The organism is Paraburkholderia susongensis (assembly GCF_900177725.1).
Taxonomy (GTDB): Bacteria; Pseudomonadota; Gammaproteobacteria; order Burkholderiales; family Burkholderiaceae; genus Paraburkholderia; species Paraburkholderia susongensis.
Window position 1 is genome coordinate 365,672 of sequence record NZ_FXAT01000002.1, and the last position, 22,293, is coordinate 387,964.

Sequence of the window (22,293 nt, forward strand, 5' to 3'; positions counted from 1 at the left end):
TGGGAGTCATGCATGCAGCTTAAAGACAAGGTAGCGGTTATTACGGGCGGGGACAGTGGTATCGGGTTGGCTTCGGCGCGGCTCTTTCTCAACGAAGGCGCGAACGTTGTCGTCATGAGCAACAATGCGGATACGCTTCGTGCCGCTCATGACCTGTTGGGCGCCAGGGTCGTGACGATCGAGGCGGATGTCACGGACGCTCATGCGCTTGTCGACGCCTTCGCTGAAGTCGGCCGCCAGTTCGGCCATATCGACGTGCTGCTCGCGAGCGCCGGAGTCGTATCGCCCACCCCTTTGGAAGGCACCTCCAGCGAGCTTGTCGAACGCATACTCAGGATCAACGTCGCCGGGAGCTTCTATACCGTGCAAGCCGCACTGCCATATCTGCGCTCAGGCTCATCGGTCATCCTTATCGGCTCGGTCGTCGCGACAATGGGTGTCGGCGGATTCGGCATCTACGCCGCAAGCAAGGCGGGAATCTCCGGCATGGCTCGCGCGCTCGCGTCGGAACTGACGCCGAAAGGCATTCGCGTCAATACGCTGGTTCCGGGCCCGACTCGCACGCCGATCTGGAACACCATCGCTCAGACAGAGGCGCAGTTGCAGGAGCTGGAAGAGAGCCTCGTCCGAACCATTCCGATTGGCCGCCTCAACGATGCCGAGGAGGTCGCACAGGCTGCCCTCTTCCTCGCTTCGAATTACTCGAGCAGTATGCAGGCCGCGGAAATGCTCATCGACGGTGGTGCGTCACGCGCTCCGCAGGGCGCTCCCGCCTATCGCCCATAAGCGCCAAAAGCCGGAAGAAACCGGGCCGCCGGCGATGAGCATCGCGCTTGCGCTGAATTGCGCCGTAGCTTCAGCGTGCAGAATGCGGGCCGGCGGCGGCCAGCAGTTGCTCGGTGAGAAACATGCCGATGGCGTCGAGCGCTTGTGCCGATGCCTTCAATCTCCCGATACTGCCGGCGAATCCATGCGGCATGCCCAGCCAGACGTCGAGCCGGGCATCGGTTCCCGCTGCAACGGCGCGCTCGACATAGCTGCGCGAATCATCGAGCAATACTTCGTCGTCTCCGACGTGAATGCGGACCGGCGGCAAGCCGGAAACGGGTGCGTGGAGCGCGGAAGCCAGCGGAAACGTCGGGTCGGCGCTCCCCAGATAGGAACGCACCAGTTGCGCCACCTGCGGGAGCGTGAAATACGGATCGGCGTCCGCGCGCGTGAGATAGGTCTCGCCCGAGAGCGTCAAATCGGTGACCGGCGACAGTGCGGCCACGCCCACGAGAACCGCGTCGTCGGAGACGCTGTCTGCGCTGTCCGCGCCGACGCATGCGGCGAGTATCAGCGCGAGATTGCCCCCAGCAGAATCTCCCGTGACGGCGATCCGGCGAATTCCCCGTTCGTCGAGTCCGCGATAGCACGCCAGCACATCGTCGACGGCCGCGGGGAAAGGATGCTCGGGGGCAAGTCGGTAATCCGGGATAAATGCGCTCGCTCCCACCCTCGCGGCGATATGCCCGACTAAATGACGGAATGCTTTGGCACTTCCCAGGTTGAACCATCCGGCGTGCAGATGGAGAATCGCCTCGTCGGATCGAGCATGCGCAGGATGAACCCAGAGTCCCGGAACGCCGCCAACCGTGTCAGGTTCGAACGTCACGTCGTCGCGCGGCAATATGCGTTCCATCATCGCATCGAATGGCTCGCGTGCTTCGATGCCCGCCGATACACCTTTCATGGGGAGCGCGATCGCGCGCGAGGTATTCGTGACCACCCTATCTTCCGGGTCGAGCGGATGAGTGACGACGAAATCCCCCAGTGCACCTTCAGTGGTCAGACCTTGCATGATCAGCTCTTTCGAATCGATGGGTTGTGAATGGCACCGGCCCGTGTCCGATAGACAGCCAGGCGGATTTCCGCGCGGCCGTCTCGTTTGCGAGTTGACGATGCGAATCTGGCCGGCGTTCAGCCAAACAGCTTGCTGTCGTCCTGGCGGTCCTGGCGATCAGTCATTGCCTGAATGCTACGTCCGCAATGACGACGCGCCTATCTCCAGGATCACAACGTATCCTTGCTTCTGGCAGAACGATCGGAATCCGTCGGAGCTTTCAATTCACACTTTTCCCGTTCAGATCCCAGAGCTCGTCATGTCGCGAGAAAACCGCCGTCCACCGCCAGCTCAGCGCCCGTGACGAAGGAGGACTGGTCGGACAGGAGCCACACCGCAGCGGCGGCGACTTCCTCGGGTAAGCCAATACGCCCGACGGGGTGAGATGTCCTGAGCTTATCGAGCAGGTCGGAAAACTGCGGGTCGGACGTCAGCGCCTGAACCATCGGTGTATCCACGGCACCGGGCAGAATGGCGTTAGCGCGGATATTCTGGTGGCCGTAATCAACCGCAGCGCCTTTCGTCAAACCCAATACCCCGCCCTTCGACCCGCAATAATCGGCCGAGCGCGGCACCGCCACCCGGCCAAGCGCGGACGATGTGTTGACAATGGCGCCCCCGCCGGTTTGCAGCATCGCGCGTATCTCGTGTTTCATGCAGAAAAATACGCCGTCATAGTTGACGCTTTGAATGCGGCGCCATTGTGTAGCGCTCAGTTCGTGCAGCAAGACGTTCGTATGGGCGAGACCGGCGTTGTTAAACGCGCCGTCGAGCCGCCCGAACCTGCCTACCGTTGCCGCCACGAGCGCTTCGGCTTGCGCTTCATCGGCAACGTCTGTCGCCACGAAAATCGCCTCGCCGTCCTGCTGGCGGATCGCTGACACGGTGGCGTCGCCCTGCGCCACACCAATGTCGGCGACCACCACGCGCGCTCCCGCCGCGGCGCACGCAATGGCCGCCGCCCGCCCGATACCCGAGCCACCACCCGTGACGATGATCGCCTTCCCTTCAAGAGCCCGATCCATGCGCTTACGCTCCCTCTGCAATCAATGCGCGAACAACTGCGCGACGTCGATATAGATACGGTAGTCTTCGATTTGCCTCGCGTGCATCCGCCAGATCGTCACGGCCGGCACGATCAGCGTGGATCCGTCCTTGCGCGTGTAGGTCACTTCGAGCCGCGAGACAATCACGTTGTCGAATCCCCACACATCCAGCAACTGATGTTTGATGCTGGCAATCAATGCCATGAAATTCCTCGAAGCCTCGGCGACATTTGCGCGTCCGACGACAGGCTCTTTATTGGCGTAGATAAACGCGCAGTTTTCCGCGAGGAAAGGCAGCAGACGTTGCTCGTCCCTCGAATCAACGGCTTCGTACACCTCGGATGCATATTCGAACGCGGCTTTGTGCACCTCGTTGGACATGTGGAATCTCCTTCTCAAATGGTGATGGCGTACGACGCCGTCACGCGTGACGATGCAAACTGTTTGACCAGCAAAGCAATGCACGAAAGGGCTCCGGCAACGGCGATCGTCGCGAAGACACCGACAAACGTAAAATGCCAGCGTACGAGTTCGGCGACGAGAAACGAGCCTGCAATGCCGCCGAAACGCGCTATGCCCAGCATCCACGCGACACCGGTGCCGCGCCCTTCAGTCGGATAAAAAGCGGCCGCGAGCGCATTCATCGAGGCTTGTGCGGTGTTCGTCAGCACACCTGACACAACGACGATTGGCACGAGCAAGCCTACGTGCGCGGCCGTCGCTCCGATACAGAAGAGGCTGACCGCGGCGAGTGCGTAGCACGTCGCTATCACGAGATTGGCATTGAAGCGATCCATCAGCGCGCCGCACAGCACCGCGCCGACCCCACCCAGCGGGAACAGCGCGGAGATGAGCGTCGCGCTCTTCTGGCTCAGGCCCGCATCCCTCAGCAGAATCGGCATCCAGTTGATTAACGCGTAGATAATCAGGAGACCTGTAAAAGCGGCGAGCCATAGCATCAATGTACCGACGATGTACGGACGCGACAACACAAGGCCGAGCCCTTTGTCACCTGTTTCCGGCGCATTCTCGGTGAGGACGAAGCGGTGCGCATTGCCTGCTTCTTCGGAGATGCGCGCAAGGATCGCGCGAATGCGCGCCACGGGCTTGCCGTTTGCGATCATGAAGCGCACGGATTCGGGCATCCTGAGCAACAGTAAGGCCGTGTGAAGTATCGGTGCGATGCCGCCCACGATCAGCACACTTCGCCAGCCGGCATGGGGAATCAGCCATGCCGCGAGCAGTCCGCCCAAAGCCGCGCCAAGTGGGAAGCCGCAGCACATCAGACTGGTCACCGTTGCACGGCGCCGGGTTGGGCAGAACTCGTCCATCATGGTCACGGCGCCGGGCATCGCTGCGCCGAGGCCGATGCCGGTCATGAAGCGCAGCACAGTCAGTTGACCGATGCTCGTCGAGAACGCGGACATGACACAGGCCACACCGAAGAGCAACACGCTCCCAACCATCAGGGACCGTCGTCCAATCCGGTCGGACAATGGGCCGGACACGAGCGCACCGAACGCGAGGCCGAACAGCGCGGCACTCAGGACCGGCACGAGGTCGGGCCTGGAGAGATGCCACTCGGTCAGTAACGACGGCGCGATGAAACCGATTGCCGCTGTGTCGAAACCGTCCAGCATGACAATCACGAAGCACATGAAAAAAATGAGTCGTTGAAAGCGGCCGAACGGGTGCTCATTAATGAGCTTCTGGGCGTCGACGACCGAAGCACGTTTCATCGTTTATCTCCTGCCAATTACACGACGCTGGCGGTCGTCGCGGTAAGCCGTCGCGGTAAGCCCTTGCGGCTTACCGTCAAATTGCAAAGCTTTCGAGGGTTGCCGGGTGGAATAGCTCGCGCGGTTCAAGCCGGCGGCTTGACAGTCCTTCGTCAAAATGGCGAGCGAGAAAACGGCCAATTGCATGCTCATTAGCCGAAAAACCGTATGACCAGAAGTCTGTGCCCATCAGCTTGCGAGCGGCGCGTAGCTGATCTTCAACGAACGGCAGCGTCACTTTGGTCGCCGCCGTATCGCTCAACCGCGTCAACGCGAGGGCTTTAGACTTCTCGAATGCCTTCATCAATGCACCGGGTAGCCAGGGATGACGCTCCGCCAGCGTCTTCCTGACTCCGAGCGTGTGCATGATGGGAAACAGCTTGGTGCGCGTGTACCAGTCTGCTGCGGCTTTGTGGGGATCGTCGAACAGATACTTGACCTGAGGATGACCACGGTCGAAGCACGAGGGTGCTCTCGGCCCGATGACAGCATCGATTTCCCCGTCCGCCAGCAGGCTCGAGATCGTCTTGCCTTCAGGCGCGTTCTCCAGCTTCACGTCCGCAGGCAGGTTCAACGTGATTTTCTCGACTCTGGACGGATCTTCGTATCCACCGCGCACCCAGGTCACATCAGACGGTTTTACCCCGTACTCCTCCTCGAGAAACAGACGGACCCAGACGTTTGCCGTTAGCTGATACTCCGGCACCCCGATGCGCTTGCCCTTCAGATCTTCCGGGCGGTCAATGCCCCTATCCGCCCGCACATAGATCGAGGTGTGCCGAAACGCTCTCGACGGAAAGACCGGCACCGCGATGTAAGGCGAGGTCCCAGCCGCGGTCTTCACTGAGTAGCTGCTGAGCGAGAGCTCGCAGATGTCGAAGTCCGCGTGCCTGAACGCGCGAAAGAAGATCTCCTCGGGATCCTGCAACATGAAGACCGGGTCCACACCTTCGATTTGAACCTCACCGTCGACCAACGGCCTGATCCGGTCGTAGTTGCCTACCGCGATAGATAACTGAAGTTTGCTCATCGTCTCTGCTCCGGTTCCATGCAGCAACCCTGGCTGCCGCCAATTAGATTTATATCGAATGATCTTTCATAGAACGATATATGTCAAGAAATTGTGGTTGTCCAGGGGATTCCCTGGAATTCCTTGACATCGCCCCTTCCAGAACACATTATTCGATATAAATTTATCCTTATACGTATGATGCTTAATCGAATTATTTGACTGACGCACGGTGCGCACTATGCTGGTTGTAGTGCGACGGCTTTTCAGCGTGGCCGGGCACACCGATTCCGTGCAGATACGTCGGAAACCCTTAAAACAGGACAAACACCATGAGCACCGCGACGACGGAGAACTGGGACCGCGAGGTCGACGTCATCATCATGGGTGCGGGCGCCGCCGGCATGACGGCGGCGATCGTGTCGAAGAACGAGGGACTCGAGCCGCTCGTGCTCGAGAAGACCGATCAGGTCGGCGGAACGTCCGCGTGGTCGGTGGGAATGTTGTGGTTTGTCGACAGCACGCCGATGCGAGCCGCTGGCTTCAAGGATTCATTTGATAAGGCGCGGCACTACTTTGCCAGCACGGTCGGTACGAGTGTCGACCGCTCATTGCAGGAAGCCTATATCCTCAAAGGCCGGATCGCTCTCGACTATATGCTGCGCAACTCCGCGCTGGAGGTCATGGCGGTCGATTACCCGGACTATCACCCGGAGCTGGAAGGGGGCATGTTCGGGCGCGCTCATGCCCCGCTGGAATTCGACGCCCGGCAGCTTGGCCCGCACTTCAGGAATTTGCGCGCTCCGCTACCGGCATTTGCTCCGTTCGGCGGCATGATGCTCGACCTCGTGGACTTGCTCCACTTCCTTTCCTTCACGAAGTCAGCGCGGTCGTTCTTCCACGTGACGAAGCGCTTTTTGCGCTATGGCGTGGATCGGCTGAGCTACCACCGTGGCACCCGGCTCGTTGGCGGAAATGCGCTGATCGCTCGACTGTACAAGACCATACTGGACCGGCAGATCGAAATCTGGCTGCGATCGTCCGCCACGAAGCTGATCGTCGACAACGGCAGCATCATCGGCGCAGAAGTAGTTCGGGAGGGTCGCACCATTCGAGTCCGCGCCCGCCGAGGCGTGGTCATTGCGACCGGGGGCTACCCGGGCAGCAAAGAAATGCGCGAGGAACACTCACGCAAGCCCACAGTCGAGCTTGGATTGGGACTGCCTTCCAACGTTGGCGAGGGCATTCGGCTGGGTCTATCGGCCGGGGGACGACTTGATCACAACTCCGAAGACACGGGCTACTATGTGCCGATGTCAGTGCTCTCGACCAAAACTGGCGACAAGATGCTGTGGGGGCACTTCATGCTTGACCGTCCGAAGCCCGGGTTCATTGCGGTGGGCAAGGACGGCAACCGCTTCACGAACGAGGCGGCGTCGTACCACGCCTTCACCCTCGGAATGTTCGAAGCCGGCGCCATCCCTGCTTATCTTGTTGCCGACGCGGCGACGGTAAAGAAGTACGGCATTGGCGTCATCCTTCCCGGCAGTTTTTCGTTGCGGCGCTATGAGAAGGCAGGCTACCTGTTCAGCGGCCGGACACTCGCTGAACTTGCGCGCAGCATCGGCGTCGACCCAGGCGGACTGGAGCGCAGCGTTGCACGCAATAACCGCTTTGCGGCAACCGGCGTCGACGATGACTTCGGCAAGGGTTCATCCGCGTACAACGTGTACAAGGGTGATCCGACGCACTCACCCAATCCTTGTCTTGGCCCCATCGAGAAGGGACCTTTCTACGCCGTCAAACTGATGCCGGGCGACTTCGGCACGAGCCGGGGACTCGTGACAAACGCCGACGGCGAAGTGCTCGATAAGGACAACGCTCCAATTCCAGGCCTGTACGCGTGCGGTAATGACATGAATTCGCCGGTGGGCGGACACTATATTGGCGCGGGGATTACACTCGGTCCCGCATTGACGTTCGGATATCTGGCTGCCATGTCGATTGCTGGAAGCAGGCAGACGAAGGTCGGCGACAACGCAGGCATCCCGTCTTCTCCCACCTCGAGGGTCCGCGTTGCCTGATCGCCAGGTGTTCGCCGCAGCCTCGGCACTCAGTTCGTGCTCAGTTTCGTGATACGTCCGGGCCGTGGTTATGGAACGTCGTAGAGGAACTCGATTGGCTTGCGGAAAATCTCAACAAAAAACCCGCGAAGCCTTGAGCTGTCGCGGGTTTCTGGATTTTTCCGGAACATTCCGGAATGCTACGTGGTGCGTGAGGCCGGACTCGAACCGGCACACCCTTGCGGGCGTCAGGACCTAAACCTGGTGCGTCTACCAATTTCGCCACTCACGCGAATCTTTCAGCTTTTATGCTGCAGGCACGGCTGCTGCGATGCCTCTTGCCCGATTGTGCAGCCCTTGTGCCGCCCGTTCACGGCGCACACTGAGGCGCGCCCCAAAGGGTAAGCGCGAGATTCTAACCGATTGATTCGCGCTTGTCTGCCCCCGCTCATATCTGCGCGAGCAGCGCCGATGCTACAATTTCCGGCTCGACGCAAAGGCGCGGCGACATCCGCCGGACGCCCTTCCCGCCAGTCCTCCCCACACTCCCAAGCCAGTGAATTTCGACGAATATTGCCAGCAAAAAGCGGCGCCTCCCGGATCGAGCACTTACTACGCGCTTCGCCAGGCGCGCGCGGCAAGTCAGCCGCTGTTGACGGCGCTCTTCGCATTGCGCCGCGAGTTCGAGGAGACGGTCAAGGAGACGAGCGATCCCACGATCGGCCGCACGAAGCTCGCGTGGTGGCAGAACGAAATCGCCGCGCTCGCCGCGGGCTCGCCGTCGCATCCGGTGTCGAAGGCGCTGGCAGCCTATCTGCCCGATGTGAAGGCGGAATACACGACGTTGCAGGCCTTGCTCGACGGCTTCGAAATGGATCTCGACCAGGCGCGCTACCTCGACTATCCGAATCTGCAGCGCTACGTGCGCGGCGTCGGCGGCAACTTTGCGGCGCTGATCGCACGTGCCGCGACGGGTCATCCGGCCAGCGACGCCGCGCCGGACTCGAACTGGGCGGCACCGCTTGGCGAGGCGCTGATGCTCGCGCAGTTCGTCGCCGAAACCGGCAACGATGCGCGCCACGGGCGCATCTACATCCCGATCGACGAGATGCAGCGCTATAACGTCACCGCCGCCGATCTCATCAACCGCAAATACACCGATGCATTCACGGAGCTGATGCGCTTCGAGACCCGCCGCGCGTGCGATGCGGTACAGGCCGCGCTCGCCGCCGTGCCGCCCAAGGCACGGCGAGCGCAGCGCACGCTGCTCGCGCTGGCGGCGCTCGCGTTGGCATTACTGGAAGAGATCGAGCGGGACGGCTATCACGTGCTGCATCAACGTATCGCGTTGACGCCGGTCCGCAAGCTCTGGATCGCGTGGCGCGCAAAATAGGCCCGAAATAGGCACGGTGAAGGCACAGCGCCAGCACAATCAAAGTGTGATGAAGGCGCGCCAGGTGGCGCTCGAACTCGGGCGGATCAAACGCGCAGCAACGGCAACGGCTCGAACCGCTGCTGCAGAATCGCCGACGCATCGAGCCCCCACCAAGGCCCCAGCACCGTTGCATAGAGCTCGCGGAAATCCACGCCAACCGGCAGATTGCCGTTCCCATCGAGCCGCGCAAGCACCGGCGGCACGCCATACAGACCGCTACGCACGCGGCCGCCCGTCACGAAATGCGGCGCCACGGTGCCATGGTCGGTGCCGTTGCTCTGGTTCTCGCGCGGACGGCGCCCGAACTCCGCGTACGTCATCACGAGCGTATCGTTCCAGCGGCCCAGCTCGACGAGCGCCGCCTGCATCGCCGCCAATCCTTCGGCGAACTGTCTGAGTAGCGAGGCCTGTTGAGCCGGCTGGTTCTGATGCGTGTCGAACCCGTTGAGCGTCAGACGGATCACGGCCACGCCCTGGCCACCAGATGGCTGTCGCCGCGACGGGTTCCCGGACGGAACTTGCTGTGGAGCCTCGCTCGCGGCGAGCACCTGCATCGCCGTTCTGATCGAATTGCCGAACGCGCCGCCCGGAAACGTGGTCTTCAACTGCGGCTGCCCCGGCATCGGACGCAGATGGTCGGCGGCTTTCACGATATCGTTCTCGACCTCGAGAATATGGGCAAGCTCCGGATTGCGTTCGTGCAGCGAGACCGGCACGGCGAGCCGCGACGCCTTGACGAACTGCGCGGGATTGACGAGCGCGATGGCGCGCGCACCATTCGCGAGCGGTCCCATTTCGGCGCTGCCGATCACCACCCCGTCGGCGGCGAAACCGGCCGGCACCGGCCTCGCCGCAAACGCGCGCGTGAGCCAGCCGTCGCGCAGATATTGATCGGAGCGCGACGCGGTATCCCAGATCTCGATCGAGCGGAAATGCGAGAGGTTCGGCTGCGCGTAGCTCACGCCTTGCACGATCGCCAACTGCCGGCTGCGCCACAGCGGCATGAGCGGCAGCAACGCGGGATGCAGCGCGGTGCGCTCGTCGAGTTGAATCGACTGCTCGCGCCGGATGCCGATGTTCCTGCGCAGCGCGTAATACGTGGGATCGGCAAACGGAATCACGGTATTCAAACCGTCATTGCCACCCTTCAGTTCGATGAGGATCAGCAGGTTGCCGTAGCCACGTGCGGTCGCAGCGGGCACGCCCGTGGCGTGCGGCGTATTCGCCGAATCCGGCAACCATGCGGACGACGCCGCGTTCTGTGCGCCGAACGAGCGAGGCAACCATAGCGCCGCGCCGGCCGCCGCGCTCATCGAAAGAAAGTTGCGTCGCTTCATCCTGTACCTCGTTGTGGTTATGTTCGTGCGATCCGTACCGCCGCCGAAGGACCGTTCACTTCAACTGATACGCCGGGTCCATCAGCAACGCTTCGAGGTATGCGCTCGCGGTCGAATCGGTTGCGATCGCATCCACCGGCGTGAACGGCAGCACCGCGTGCTGCAACTGCAATTCGGCCGACAGCCCCAGCTTCGCAGCCGGCGAAGTGTTGTAGTGCGCGAGCCAGTTCGCGATGTCAAAGCGTACGCCACCCTGGCCGCCGCGCGCCATTGCGCGCTGCAATGGCGGGCTCGCCTGACCGGCTGCTGTCGTATGCGACGCGCTCGCCGCCCCCTTCGCGCCGGCCGGGCCATTCATGCGCATCGGTGCCGCGGCCTCGGTCGCGCGAAACAGCTGCTCGACGAATTGCTTGCGCGCGAGCAGCGTCGAGCTGTTGATCCACGTCGTGCCGCCCGGCCATCCTTTGACGTTCGGCGGATAGAACAGGTTCTCGCCGAGCGCGCGAGTCTGCGCGGCAAACGGCGCGGTGTTGTCGTAGCCGATGTCGAAAGCGCGCAGCGTCCCGACCACGAACTCGACCGGCGACTTCACGAGCACGCCGCGCGTGTCGTCGCTCCAGAACGCGTCGCTCAGGAAGAGCCCGCGCAATGCAGCCTTGATATCGTAGTGGCTTGCGCGAAACTGCCCGGCGATCGGCTCGATGCGCGCCGGGTCCGGCGTGTCGGAGACGAATTCGCGCCATAGCTTCGTGGTGACGAAGGTCGCGGTTTCAGGCCGCGCGAGCAGAATGTCGAGCACCTGGTCGCCATCGAACGGACCGGCTTGACCAAGCACGGTCTTCTCGCCGTCGTCATGCTGGTCCGCACGCCACACGTAGGTCTGCGTATCGGGATCGAGACTCCAGCCCGTGTAGGCGCGCGCGGCCTCGGCGACGTCGCGCTGCGTGTAGTGCCCCTCGCCGAGCGTGAACAGCTCCATCACCTCGCGCGCGAAATTTTCGTTGGGCCTGCCCTTGCGATTGCTCGCGCCGTCGAGGTATTGCAGCATCGCCGGATCTTTCGCGACGTCGTGCAGCATCTCGCCGAAATTGCCGAGCGCGTGACGGCGCAGCAGCATGTTCTGCTGCGCCATTCGCTGCGGATACGGCACCTTGTCCTGCCCCGACGTGAAGTGGTTATGCCAGAAAAGCGTCATGCGTTCGGTCAGCGGCGAAGGCGTGTTCAGCATCTCGCGCAGCCACCACGCTCGTAATAGTTCGTAACGCTGCGAGAGCAGCCGTTGTTGCTCGCGACGCTCGTCCGTGCTCCATGCGCTGCGCTCGGCGCGGGTCGGAATGGGTTCGGCCACCCACTCGGGCAACGGCGAAATGGCGTCGGTTCGCGTGGTCGCGAGCATCCGGTCGACGGCCTGCTCGCGCGTGAGTCCCGCATACTGGGCGAGTTCGGCGTTATCGGGCGCGAAACCGGCACGTGTCAGGAAAAAGCGCGCGTCGTCGAGATCGAGAATGCTCTGCGCGTTTTCCGCTGTGGCCGCCCGGGTCGCCGTGACCGATGCCGCAAGCGACCCGCGATGCCCGCCACGCGCAGCGTGCGCGGCATGCACCGGGCGCTGCTGGGCAAGCGCGCCCGGCGAACCGTACGTCGACGCGGCCAGCGCGGTTGCCGACACGACAAACCACGGGCTGCCGCTAACATGTCGAGGAAGTTTCATCATCGCTGCCCCATGTTTTCACGACGTCACGAATAAAAGCGCTCGCGCAAGGCAGAACGCGCCTCGCGCTGGTGGCTCAACGGAGAAGCGGAACAGGAAGTTGACGCTGAAGATGCAACAGGATTTTTCAGGCGACGCCGCGCGGGTGGCGAAAACGCCTTGAGATGCGCCGCCAGGCGGGCCCGCGCGTGGCGGTGCGCATAGGTGCGCCTGCGGTGTGCGCGTTGAGCAGGCCCCCAAAAGCTAGCGCTTATACAGCTCGCGCACCGCGTCTTCGATATGCTGGCGCAGCAAACGCCGCTCTTCGGGCGTCATATGGCCGTCACGACGGCGCTGATCGAGATCGGGGGGAACCACGGTGCGCATCATCGCGTCTGATGCAGGACGATCGATGCTCGGGCTGCGGCGAATGGCCCTGCCATTGCCCGGGCGGGGCGCGCGTTCGCTCGCGACTCTGTCGGCGGACGGCTGGGCATAGGCGAGCGTCGGGCTCAGTGAGCCTGCGAGCGTACTGGCTACCGCCAGTGCAATCACGCTCAGGCGCACATTAGGCCAGACCCCTCCCTTCATGTTGTTCCCTTCATGCCGCGGCAACGGACTACCTCAGATGCGTGTACAAACCCCGGTAATAGCCGGGTACGAGAGTTTTGTCGAGTGAAGTATCCACCGAACGGCCGCATTCAGTAAAGGAGTCTAAACGCCCCTACTTTACGTCGTGCCACACTGCGGGTAAATTTTGTAACTGACTGTAACCCCGGAAATGGTGTAACCGCGCACCACTTTCTAATCGCGCTAAGATGCCGGACATGGAAACCAAAAACCCTTCGAAAATCCTCGTCGTCGACGACGATCCACGCCTGCGCGACCTACTGCGCCGCTACCTCGGCGAACAGGGCTTCAATGTCTACGTCGCCGAAAATGCGCCGTCAATGAACAAGCTCTGGGTGCGTGAGCGCTTCGACCTGCTGGTGCTCGATCTGATGCTGCCCGGCGAGGACGGCCTGTCGATCTGCCGCCGCCTGCGCGGCAGCAACGACCGCACGCCGATCATCATGCTGACGGCCAAGGGTGAGGATGTCGATCGCATCGTCGGCCTCGAAATGGGCGCCGACGACTATCTGCCCAAGCCGTTCAATCCCCGTGAGCTGGTCGCCCGTATTCACGCGGTGCTGCGCCGCCAGTCGCCGTCCGAACTGCCGGGCGCGCCGTCCGAAACGACCGAAGTGTTCGAATTCGGCGAGTTCGCGCTGAATCTCGCCACCCGCACGCTCACCAAGGCCGGCCAGGAAATTCCGCTCACCACGGGCGAATTCTCGGTGCTCAAGGTGTTCGCGCGCCATCCGCGTCAGCCGCTCTCGCGCGAAAAGCTCATGGAACTCGCACGCGGGCGCGAATACGAAGTCTTCGACCGCAGCCTCGACGTGCAGATCTCGCGTCTGCGCAAGCTGATCGAACCCGATCCGGGCAGTCCGCGCTTCATTCAGACCGTGTGGGGCCTGGGCTACGTGTTCATCCCCGACGGTGCTGCCTGAGCTTGCTCTCCATTTCCGTTTCTGTTTCAGACAAGAAGGGCCCATGCGGATCGACCGGCGCCTCCTGACGCTCGCGTTCGGCGGCCTTTTCTGGCGAACGTTCCTGTTGATCGCGCTGTTGATCGCAGTGAGCCTCGCGGCGTGGTTCCAGAGCTTTCGCGTGATCGAGCGCGAGCCGCGCGCGCAGCGCGTGGCTTTGCAGCTCGTCGCGATCGTCAAGCTCACGCGCACCGCACTCCTCTATTCCGATCCCGACCTGCGGCGCGCGCTGCTGCAGGATCTGGAGAGCAATGAAGGGGTGCGCGTGTATCCGCGCGAAGCCACCGACAAATACAAGCTCCAGCCCGACGAGTCGCTGAACCGCCTGATCGAGCACGACATTCGCGGCCGTCTCGGCGACGACACCGTGATCGCGCAGAGCGTGAACGATATCAACGGCGTATGGATCAGCTTCAAGATCGACGACGACGACTACTGGGTCGCGCTCGATCGCGATCAGCTCGACAACGCCACCGGCCTGCAATGGGCCGGCTGGGGCGTGTTCGCGCTCGCGCTGTCGCTGTTCGGCGCGGCGTTCATCACGAGTCTCGTGAACCGGCCGTTCGCGCGTCTCGCGATGGCCGCGCGCAGGGTCGGCTCCGGGCAGTCACCCGAGCCGCTGCCCGAGCGCGGCCTGGGCGTCGCCGCCGAAACCAATCGCAGTTTCAATCAGATGGTGCGTGATCTCGAACAACTCGAGGCCGACCGCGCGCTGATGCTCGCGGGCATCTCGCACGATCTGCGCACGCCGCTCGCGCGGCTGCGGCTCGAAACCGAAATGAGCCCGTCCGACCAGAACACGAAGGACGCGATGGTCGACGACATCGAGCAGATGGACATGATCATCGGCCGCTTCCTCGATTACGCGCGGCCGGTGCAGCGTGTGCCGGAGCCGGTCGATCTGTCCGTGATCGCGGGCGAACTCGCCGCGCGCATGCAGAGCGAGGACAGCATGCGGCTCATCACGCGGCTCGCGCCGTCGGCGGTGATCGAGGCCGACGAAACCGATATGCGGCGCGTGGTCGGCAATCTGCTCGAAAACGCGCGCAAATACGGGAGCAGCGACGAAGACGGCATTCCGCACGTGATTCTCGAGACGCGCGTTTCGCATTCGCGCGTCGAGCTGTCGGTGGTCGACGAAGGCCCCGGCATTCCGGAAGACCAGCTTGCGCTCGTCACGCGGCCGTTTTATCGCGTGAACTCGGCGCGCACGCAGGCCAACGGCACAGGCCTCGGCATGGCGATCGTGCAACGGCTCGTCGCACGCTATCGTGGCGCGCTGCGTCTGCGCAACCGCTCGCCGGGACCCGGGCTCGAAGTCACGATCGAGTTTCCGCTCGCCAAGGGTGTTTGAGCCGGGGCGCGGGCGGCAAGCCGTGGTGCCCCCCCGGTAGCAGGCGGTCATGGCATCCGGTGAACCTGCGCACCGCGCCCTGTCCGGATCGACCCGATCGATCGCCTCGAATAAACTGTTGAATGGATGGTTCGGCAGATTTGCAGTGAACGTGCTGTTTTTCCAACTTGCGAAGGAGCACCTGCATGAAAACCGTTGGCGATAAGCTCGAAGCGTTCACCGTCACAGCCGCCAAGCCGGGCTTCAACCATCACGAAGAACACGGCGTCTCGGCGTTCGAAGAAATCACGGAGCAGTCGTTTCGGGGCAAGTGGAAAATCATCTACTTCTACCCGAAGGATTTCTCGTTGGTCTGTCCGACGGAAATCGTCGAGTTCGGCAAGCTCGTCAAGGACTTCGAGGACCGCGAGGCGGTGCTGCTCGGCGGCAGCGTCGACAACGAATTCGTGAAGCTTGCCTGGCGCCGTGAGAACAAGGACCTCGACAGACTGAACCACTACTCGTTCGGCGACGTGAAGGGCGAACTGATCGACCAGCTCGGCGTGCGTGACAAGGAAGCGGGTGTCGCGCTGCGCGCGACCTACATCGTCGATCCGGACAATATCATCCAGCACGTCTCGGTCAACAATCTCAACGTCGGCCGTAATCCTGAGGAAGTGCTGCGTATCCTCGATGGCCTGCAAACGGAGGAGTTGTGTCCGAGCAACCGCGCAATCGGCGGTGCGACGCTGTAGGCGGCACGCTCAGTTCCTGACCAGCAGCACCGCGGCCTGCGCTTCGATCCCCTCGCCCCTGCCGAGGTAGCCGAGCTTCTCGTTCGTCTTCGCCTTGACGTTGACGCGCTCGATCGGCAGCCCAAGGTCCGCCGCGATATTCGCGCGCATTCCCTCGATGTGCGGCGCGAGCTTCGGCGCCTGTGCGATCACGCTGCTGTCGACATTGCCAATCGCAAAGCCCGCCGCCTTCACGCGGGCCACACACTCGCGCAGCAACGCGCGGCTATCCGCGCCGGCGAACTTCGCGTCGGTGTCGGAGAAATGGCGGCCGATGTCGCCCAACGCGGCGGCGCCGAACAGCGCGTCGGTGATCGCATGCAGCAGCACGTCCGCGTCCGAGTGACCGAGCAACCCGCGCTCGTACGGAATCGTCACACCGCCGATAATCAACGCGCGTCCCGGCACCAGCGCGTGCACGTCGTAGCCTTGGCCAATTCTGAAATCCATTTGCATACCGTCCTCAAGTCCTGAAGTCTTCTTCAAGGCTTATCTAAAGTCTCTTTAAGCCGCCCATGCAGCCCGCTCACTGCAATACCGGCAAAACATCACGACGCCGCAGCCCGGCTCAGAATCGCCTCGGCCAGCTCGAAATCCTCGGGATACGTCACCTTGAAGTTGCGCAAGCTGCCTTGCACGAGCTTCGGCGCATGGCCCGACCATTCGATCGCGCTCGCCTCGTCGGTCAGATCGTGACCATCGGCCTGCGCGCGCAGGATCGCCTCGCGCAGCATGCCGATGCGGAACATCTGCGGCGTCTGCGCCTGCCACAGGCCGTCGCGCGCTTCGGTGCGGGCGATGCGGCCATCATGAGAAGCGGCGTCGAGACGCTTCAACGTATCGGCGACCGGCAGCGCCATGATGCCGCCGACCGCGTCGTCCTTCAGCGAGCCGATCAGCGTGCGGATCAGCGCGGGCGTGATGCCGGGGCGCGCCGCATCGTGCACGAGCACCCAGTCGTCGTCGTGCGCGCCGAATTCGGTGAGCGCATGCAGACCGTTCAGCACCGACGCCTGGCGCGACGCGCCGCCCACGCGGCGCACCGCGAAGCGCAGGCCGCCGAAGCGGCGCGCGTCGAAATGCTGGTCGTCGGGCGCGATCACGACGAGGGTCTGCGCGAATTCGCTGCACGCGTCGAATGCCGCGAGCGAGTAATGGAGCATGTCGCGGCCGGCGACAGTGCGATATTGTTTGGGCATCGCGGCGCCGGAACGGCTGCCGGTGCCTGCGCACGGAATCAGGGCGAATAGACGGGAAGTCACGAGTGCGGATGCCGCGAAGTCAAAGTAAAGGACGGATTTTATAATAGCTCCTTCGCCATCCACGCCCGACACGCGTAAACTTGGCCGTCACGTGTGAGCCTGAGCCCCACCGAGCCCCATTCTCCCCTTTATGCCAGACATCGCCGCATCCTCGCAGTCCTCCCCGCCCGTCGCGCTCGTCAAGGCCGGCCAGCGTTTCGCCTTCGACGGCACGCACGGCTCGTCCGACGCGCTGCTGATCGCCCGTTACCATCTCGCGTATCGCGAGAAAATGCCGTTGCTGGCGGTGGTCTGCGAAAGCGCGGTCGACGCGCAGCGTCTGTCGCAGGAAATCGGCTTCTTCGCGCCCGAAGCGCGCGTGCGTCTGCTGCCCGACTGGGAGACGCTGCCCTACGACACGTTCTCTCCACACCAGGATCTGGTCTCCGAGCGCCTCGCGACGCTGCACGATCTCGGCGAAAGCCGCTGCGACATCCTGCTCGTGCCGGCCACGACCGCCTTGTACCGCATGCCGCCCGCGTCGTTTCTCGCGGCCTACACGTTCTCGTTCTCGCAAGGCGAGCGCCTCGACGAAGCGAAGCTCAAGGCGCAGCTGACGCTCGCCGGCTACGAGCACGTGAGCCAGGTCGTGCGTCCCGGCGAATACTGCGTGCGCGGCTCGCTGCTCGATCTCTTTCCGATGGGCTCGCCGCTGCCGTACCGGATCGATCTGTTCGACGACCAGGTCGACTCGATCCGCGCGTTCGATCCGGACACACAACGCAGCCTCTACCCGGTCAAGGACGTGCGCCTGCTGCCGGGCCGCGAATTCCCGTTCGACGAAGCCGCGCGCACCGCGTTTCGCAGCCGCTGGCGCGAGACTTTCGAGGGCGATCCGAGCCGCGCGTCGATCTATAAAGACATCGGCAACGGCGTGCCGTCAGCGGGCATCGAATACTATCTGCCGCTCTTCTTCGAGGAGACGGCCACCCTCTTCCATTACCTGCCGGAAGGCTCGCAACTCGCGTTCGTCGGCGATCTGGACGCGGCAATCCGGCGCTTCACCAACGACACGAAGCAGCGCTTCAACTTCCTCTCGCACGACCGCGACCGGCCGATTCTCGAACCGCAGAAGCTGTTCCTCTCGGACGAGGACTTTTTCACGCTCGCCAAGCCGTTCGCACGGCTCGCGCTGCCTGTCGATGGCGGCGGCGCCTGGTCGGTCGCGCTGCCGAACCTCGCGATCGACCGGCACGCCGACGACCCCGTCGCGGCCCTGCGCGCGTATCTCGCCAGCACGCCGAACCGCGTGCTGTTCGCCGCCGAATCGGCCGGCCGCCGTGAGACGCTGCTGCAACTGCTCGCCGACAATCATCTGAGGCCCGCCTCGAGCGACAGCTTCCTGGACTGGCTCACGGGCGACGCGCGCTTCTCGCTCGGCGTCGCACCGCTCGCGAACGGCTTCGCGGTGCCGGGCGACGGCATCGCGATCATCACCGAAACGGAGTTGTACGGGCCGCTCGCGCGCCGCGCGGGGCGCCGCCGCCAGGAACAGGCGAGCAACGTCGATTCGATGGTGCGCGACCTGTCCGAGCTCAAAGTGGGCGACCCCGTCGTGCATTCGCAGCACGGCATCGGCCGCTACATGGGTCTCGTCACGATGGACCTCGGCGAAGGCGAAACCGAGTTCCTGCACCTCGAATACGCGGGCGACAGCAAGCTCTACGTGCCGGTCGCGCAGTTGCACGTGATCTCACGCTATAGCGGCGCCGACCCCGAAAGCGCGCCGCTGCACTCGCTCGGCTCGGGCCAGTGGGAAAAGGCGAAGCGCAAGGCCGCACAGCAGATTCGCGATACCGCGGCCGAACTGCTCAATCTGTACGCGCGGCGCGCCGCCCGCGAGGGCCACGCGTTCGCGCTCGAACCGAAAGACTATGTGAAGTTCGCCGAGAGCTTCGGCTTCGAGGAAACACCGGACCAGGCGGCCGCGATCGCCGCCGTGATCGGCGACATGACGAGCGGCAAGCCGATGGACCGGCTCGTGTGCGGCGACGTCGGCTTCGGCAAGACCGAGGTCGCGCTGCGCGCGGCCTTCATCGCGGTGATGGGCGGCAAGCAGGTCGCGCTGCTTTCGCCCACCACGCTGCTCGCCGAACAGCACACGCAAACCTTCACTGACCGCTTCTCCGACTGGCCGGTGCGCATCGCCGAACTGTCACGCTTCAAGTCGACCAAGGAAGTGAACGCGGCGATCCAGCAGATCAACGAAGGCTCGGTCGACATCGTGATCGGCACGCACAAGCTGCTGTCGTCGGACGTGCAGTTCAAGCGGCTCGGGCTCGTCATCATCGACGAGGAGCATCGCTTCGGGGTGCGCCAGAAAGAAGCATTGAAGGCACTGCGCGCCGAAGTCGACGTGCTCACGCTGACCGCGACGCCGATTCCGCGCACGCTCGGCATGGCGCTCGAAGGCTTGCGCGATTTCTCGGTCATCGCAACCGCGCCGCAAAAGCGCCTCGCGATCAAGACCTTCGTGCGCCGCGAGGAAGACAGCGTGATTCGCGAGGCCATGCTGCGCGAGCTCAAGCGCGGCGGCCAGGTGTACTTCCTGCACAACGAAGTCGAGACGATCGAGAACCGCCGGCAGATGCTCGAAGCGCTCGTGCCCGAAGCGCGCATTGCGGTCGCGCACGGCCAGATGCATGAGCGCGAACTGGAGCGCGTGATGCGCGATTTCGTCGCGCAACGCGCGAACGTGCTGCTGTGCACGACGATCATCGAAACCGGCATCGACGTGCCGAGCTCGAACACGATCCTGATCCATCGCGCCGACAAGTTCGGTCTCGCGCAATTGCATCAGCTGCGCGGCCGCGTCGGGCGCTCGCATCACCAGGCGTATTCGTATCTGCTCGTGCACGATCCGCAAGGGCTCACGAAGCAGGCGCAGCGCCGCCTCGAAGCGATCCAGCAGATGGAGGAACTCGGCTCGGGCTTCTATCTCGCGATGCACGACCTCGAGATTCGCGGCACCGGCGAAGTGCTCGGCGACAAGCAGTCGGGCGAGATTCACGAGATCGGCTTCCAGCTTTATACCGACATGCTCAACGACGCAGTCAAGGCGCTCAAGGACGGCAAGGAGCCGGACCTCACCGCGCCGCTCGCCGCGACCACCGAGATCAACCTGCACACGCCCGCCATCCTGCCCTCGGACTATTGCGGCGACGTGCAGGAGCGTCTGTCGCTCTACAAGCGCCTCGCGAATTGCGAACACAACGATTCGATCGACGGCATCCAGGAGGAACTGATCGACCGCTTCGGCAAGCTGCCGCCGCAGGCGCATGCGCTCGTGGAAACGCACCGTCTGCGGCTGGCCGCGAAGCCGCTCGGCATCTCGAAGATCGATGCGGGCGAAGCGGTGATCGGCCTGCAGTTCATCCCCAATCCGCCCGTCGACGCGATGCGGATCATCGAGATGGTGCAGAAGCACAAGCACATCAAGCTCGCGGGCCAGGACAAGCTGCGCATCGAAACGCGCAGCCCCGATCTCGCGGTGCGCGTCGCCACCGTCAAGGAGACGTTGCGCGCGCTCGGAACGCCCAGCCGCGGCACGGCGGCGGCCACCGCCACGCGCTAGAAGCGCGGCGCGCGGTACATGAAGAAAACGGGGGGACGTCCCCCGTTTTCCTGCGCCGATGCTGCGCTGCGCCAACGCCGCCGCGCCACGCGAATAACCTTACAAAGACCCTTTTGGGATATGATCGACCAACGCAAATGCTGGAGTCCCGTCATGTCTCACGCCGTTGAAGCAGCTCAATCGTCGCAGTCTTCCGCCTCCCCTGCCTCTCCCGCTTCTCCCGCCTCTCCTGTTTCCCTGCCCTGGGTCACCCGTCTCGTGTCGATGGACACGGTAAGCCGCAATCCGAATCTCGGCCTGATCGAAACCGTGCGCGACGAATTGCGCGCGGTCGGCATCGACGCGACGCTCACGCATGGCAAAGGCGGCAAATGGGCGAACCTCTTCGCCACGATCCCCGCGCACGACGGCGAAACGAACGGCGGCGTGGTGCTGTCGGGCCATACGGATGTCGTGCCGGTGGACGGCCAGCAGTGGGACAGCGATCCGTTCAAGCCCGAGATTCGCGGCGACAGGCTGTATGGCCGCGGCACCTGCGACATGAAGGGCTTCATCGGCGCGGCGCTCGCGCTCGTGCCGGACATGCAGCGTACCAAGCTCGCCAAGCCGATCCACTTCGCGCTGTCGTTCGACGAGGAAGTCGGCTGCGTCGGCGCGCCGCTTTTGATCGCCGATCTGATGAAGCGCGGCGTGAAACCGGACGGCTGCATCGTCGGCGAGCCGACCAGCATGCGCCCGATCATCGCGCACAAGGGCATCAACGCGTATCAGTGCTGCGTGCGCGGCCAGGCCGCGCATTCGTCGCTGACGCCGAAGGGCTTGAACGCAATCGAGTACGCCGCGCGCCTCATCTGCCACATTCGCGACATAGCCGATCAATTCCGCGAGCAAGGCCCGTTCGACGAACTGTACGACGTGCCGTTCAGCACCGCGCAAACCAGCACGATCACGGGCGGCAATGCGATCAACACCGTGCCGGCCGAATGCCAGTTCCAGTTCGAATTCCGCAATCTGCCCACGCTCGACCCCGAGCAGATCTTCACGCGCATCGACACCTACGCACGTGAAACGCTGCTGCCGAAAATGTTGCGCGAGCATCCGTCGGCCGCGATCGAGATCACGAAGATCGCCGCGGCGCCTGGGCTCGATGCGTCCGAACAGGCCGCGATCACGCAGCTCGTGCGCGCGCTCACCGCCGATCAGGACAAACGCAAGGTCGCGTACGGCACCGAGGCCGGGCTCTTTTCGAACGCGGGCATTCCGAGCATCGTGTGCGGTCCCGGCGACATCCAGCAGGCGCACAAGGCGAACGAATTCGTCGAACTGGAACAGCTCGCGGGCTGCGAGCGCTTCCTGCGCAAGTTCATCCACAGCATGTCGGTGGAAGCCGCGAAGTAAGGGCCACGAAATAAAGCCGCGAAGCAAGGCGCGCACGCTGAAACTGCGCGCCGCGAAA

Annotated in this window: 18 protein-coding genes and 1 tRNA gene; 8 read left to right on the forward strand and 11 right to left on the reverse strand. The window is 63.4% G+C overall.

The window, feature by feature from the left end; genetic code table 11:
• Nucleotides 1-12 precede the first annotated feature (12 nt).
• Nucleotides 13-786 (forward strand): SDR family NAD(P)-dependent oxidoreductase, encoded by a 774-nt coding sequence (locus tag B9Z01_RS06765; protein WP_085481478.1) that lies wholly within the window; start codon nucleotides 13-15, stop codon nucleotides 784-786.
• Nucleotides 787-856: 70 nt separating this feature from the next.
• Here B9Z01_RS06765 and B9Z01_RS06770 read toward each other — a convergent pair whose 3' ends face one another.
• The 5 genes from B9Z01_RS06770 to B9Z01_RS06790 all read right to left on the reverse strand — a co-directional run bounded on the left by B9Z01_RS06770 (nucleotide 857) and on the right by B9Z01_RS06790 (nucleotide 5,739).
• Nucleotides 857-1,843 carry an alpha/beta hydrolase gene (locus B9Z01_RS06770; RefSeq protein WP_085481479.1) on the reverse strand — a complete coding sequence of 329 codons (987 nt, stop codon included), beginning with the start codon at nucleotides 1,841-1,843 and terminating at the stop codon, nucleotides 857-859.
• A 299-nt stretch (nucleotides 1,844-2,142) separates the two neighbouring features.
• The gene (locus B9Z01_RS06775) at nucleotides 2,143-2,910 is read right to left on the reverse strand and encodes a glucose 1-dehydrogenase (protein WP_085482047.1); all 768 of its coding nucleotides are present in this window, start codon (nucleotides 2,908-2,910) and stop codon (nucleotides 2,143-2,145) included.
• 21 nt (nucleotides 2,911-2,931) lie between these two features.
• Entirely contained in the window at nucleotides 2,932-3,312 is a 381-nt protein-coding gene (locus tag B9Z01_RS06780; RefSeq protein ID WP_085481480.1) for a nuclear transport factor 2 family protein, read from the reverse strand.
• A gap of 14 nt (nucleotides 3,313-3,326) precedes the next feature.
• The gene (locus tag B9Z01_RS06785) at nucleotides 3,327-4,670 is read right to left on the reverse strand and encodes an MFS transporter (protein WP_085481481.1); all 1,344 of its coding nucleotides are present in this window, start codon (nucleotides 4,668-4,670) and stop codon (nucleotides 3,327-3,329) included.
• 76 nt (nucleotides 4,671-4,746) lie between these two features.
• Nucleotides 4,747-5,739 carry an ABC transporter substrate-binding protein gene (locus tag B9Z01_RS06790; RefSeq protein WP_085481482.1) on the reverse strand — a complete coding sequence of 331 codons (993 nt, stop codon included), beginning with the start codon at nucleotides 5,737-5,739 and terminating at the stop codon, nucleotides 4,747-4,749.
• Between the two features lie 311 nt (nucleotides 5,740-6,050).
• Between B9Z01_RS06790 and B9Z01_RS06795 the strand changes: the two genes are divergently transcribed.
• Nucleotides 6,051-7,802 carry an FAD-binding protein gene (locus tag B9Z01_RS06795; RefSeq protein ID WP_085481483.1) on the forward strand — a complete coding sequence of 584 codons (1,752 nt, stop codon included), beginning with the start codon at nucleotides 6,051-6,053 and terminating at the stop codon, nucleotides 7,800-7,802.
• Between the two features lie 184 nt (nucleotides 7,803-7,986).
• Here B9Z01_RS06795 and B9Z01_RS06800 read toward each other — a convergent pair.
• Nucleotides 7,987-8,073: transfer RNA gene (locus tag B9Z01_RS06800), tRNA-Leu, on the reverse strand.
• A gap of 264 nt (nucleotides 8,074-8,337) precedes the next feature.
• On the opposite strand from B9Z01_RS06800, the gene B9Z01_RS06805 reads away from it, so the two are divergent.
• Nucleotides 8,338-9,174, forward strand: a complete 837-nt coding sequence (locus B9Z01_RS06805; protein ID WP_085481484.1) for a squalene/phytoene synthase family protein — start codon at nucleotides 8,338-8,340, stop codon at nucleotides 9,172-9,174.
• A gap of 86 nt (nucleotides 9,175-9,260) precedes the next feature.
• Here the strand turns inward: B9Z01_RS06805 and B9Z01_RS06810 are convergent, their stop codons facing one another.
• The 3 genes from B9Z01_RS06810 to B9Z01_RS06820 form a co-directional block, all read right to left on the reverse strand.
• A complete protein-coding gene (locus B9Z01_RS06810; RefSeq protein WP_085481485.1) occupies nucleotides 9,261-10,553 on the reverse strand; it encodes a DUF1501 domain-containing protein in 1,293 nt (430 codons plus the stop codon).
• A gap of 55 nt (nucleotides 10,554-10,608) precedes the next feature.
• Nucleotides 10,609-12,267, reverse strand: coding sequence for a DUF1800 domain-containing protein (locus B9Z01_RS06815; RefSeq protein WP_244195946.1), 1,659 nt, complete (start codon nucleotides 12,265-12,267; stop codon nucleotides 10,609-10,611).
• 240 nt (nucleotides 12,268-12,507) lie between these two features.
• Entirely contained in the window at nucleotides 12,508-12,834 is a 327-nt protein-coding gene (locus B9Z01_RS06820) for a hypothetical protein (RefSeq protein WP_085481486.1), read from the reverse strand.
• Nucleotides 12,835-13,061: 227 nt separating this feature from the next.
• Here B9Z01_RS06820 and ompR point away from each other — a divergent pair, with 227 nt between their 5' ends.
• From ompR to B9Z01_RS06835, 3 genes are all read left to right on the forward strand, one after another.
• Nucleotides 13,062-13,796, forward strand: a complete 735-nt coding sequence (gene ompR, locus B9Z01_RS06825; RefSeq protein ID WP_420814649.1) for an osmolarity response regulator transcription factor OmpR — start codon at nucleotides 13,062-13,064, stop codon at nucleotides 13,794-13,796.
• Nucleotides 13,797-13,839: 43 nt separating this feature from the next.
• Entirely contained in the window at nucleotides 13,840-15,189 is a 1,350-nt protein-coding gene (locus tag B9Z01_RS06830; protein WP_085481487.1) for an ATP-binding protein, read from the forward strand.
• A 185-nt stretch (nucleotides 15,190-15,374) separates the two neighbouring features.
• Nucleotides 15,375-15,923: a peroxiredoxin gene (locus B9Z01_RS06835; RefSeq protein WP_085481488.1), complete on the forward strand. Its 549-nt coding sequence runs from the start codon at nucleotides 15,375-15,377 to the stop codon at nucleotides 15,921-15,923.
• A 9-nt stretch (nucleotides 15,924-15,932) separates the two neighbouring features.
• On the opposite strand, the gene ispF is transcribed toward B9Z01_RS06835, so the two are convergent.
• Nucleotides 15,933-16,412: a 2-C-methyl-D-erythritol 2,4-cyclodiphosphate synthase gene (ispF, locus tag B9Z01_RS06840; protein WP_085482051.1), complete on the reverse strand. Its 480-nt coding sequence runs from the start codon at nucleotides 16,410-16,412 to the stop codon at nucleotides 15,933-15,935.
• A gap of 98 nt (nucleotides 16,413-16,510) precedes the next feature.
• Nucleotides 16,511-17,224 carry a 2-C-methyl-D-erythritol 4-phosphate cytidylyltransferase gene (ispD, locus tag B9Z01_RS06845; RefSeq protein ID WP_085481489.1) on the reverse strand — a complete coding sequence of 238 codons (714 nt, stop codon included), beginning with the start codon at nucleotides 17,222-17,224 and terminating at the stop codon, nucleotides 16,511-16,513.
• 130 nt (nucleotides 17,225-17,354) lie between these two features.
• Here ispD and mfd point away from each other — a divergent pair, with 130 nt between their 5' ends.
• Both mfd and argE read left to right on the forward strand, forming a co-directional pair.
• A complete protein-coding gene (mfd, locus tag B9Z01_RS06850; protein WP_085481490.1) occupies nucleotides 17,355-20,837 on the forward strand; it encodes a transcription-repair coupling factor in 3,483 nt (1,160 codons plus the stop codon).
• Between the two features lie 153 nt (nucleotides 20,838-20,990).
• Entirely contained in the window at nucleotides 20,991-22,235 is a 1,245-nt protein-coding gene (argE, locus tag B9Z01_RS06855) for an acetylornithine deacetylase (protein ID WP_085481491.1), read from the forward strand.
• The last annotated feature ends 58 nt before the right edge of the window (nucleotides 22,236-22,293 follow it).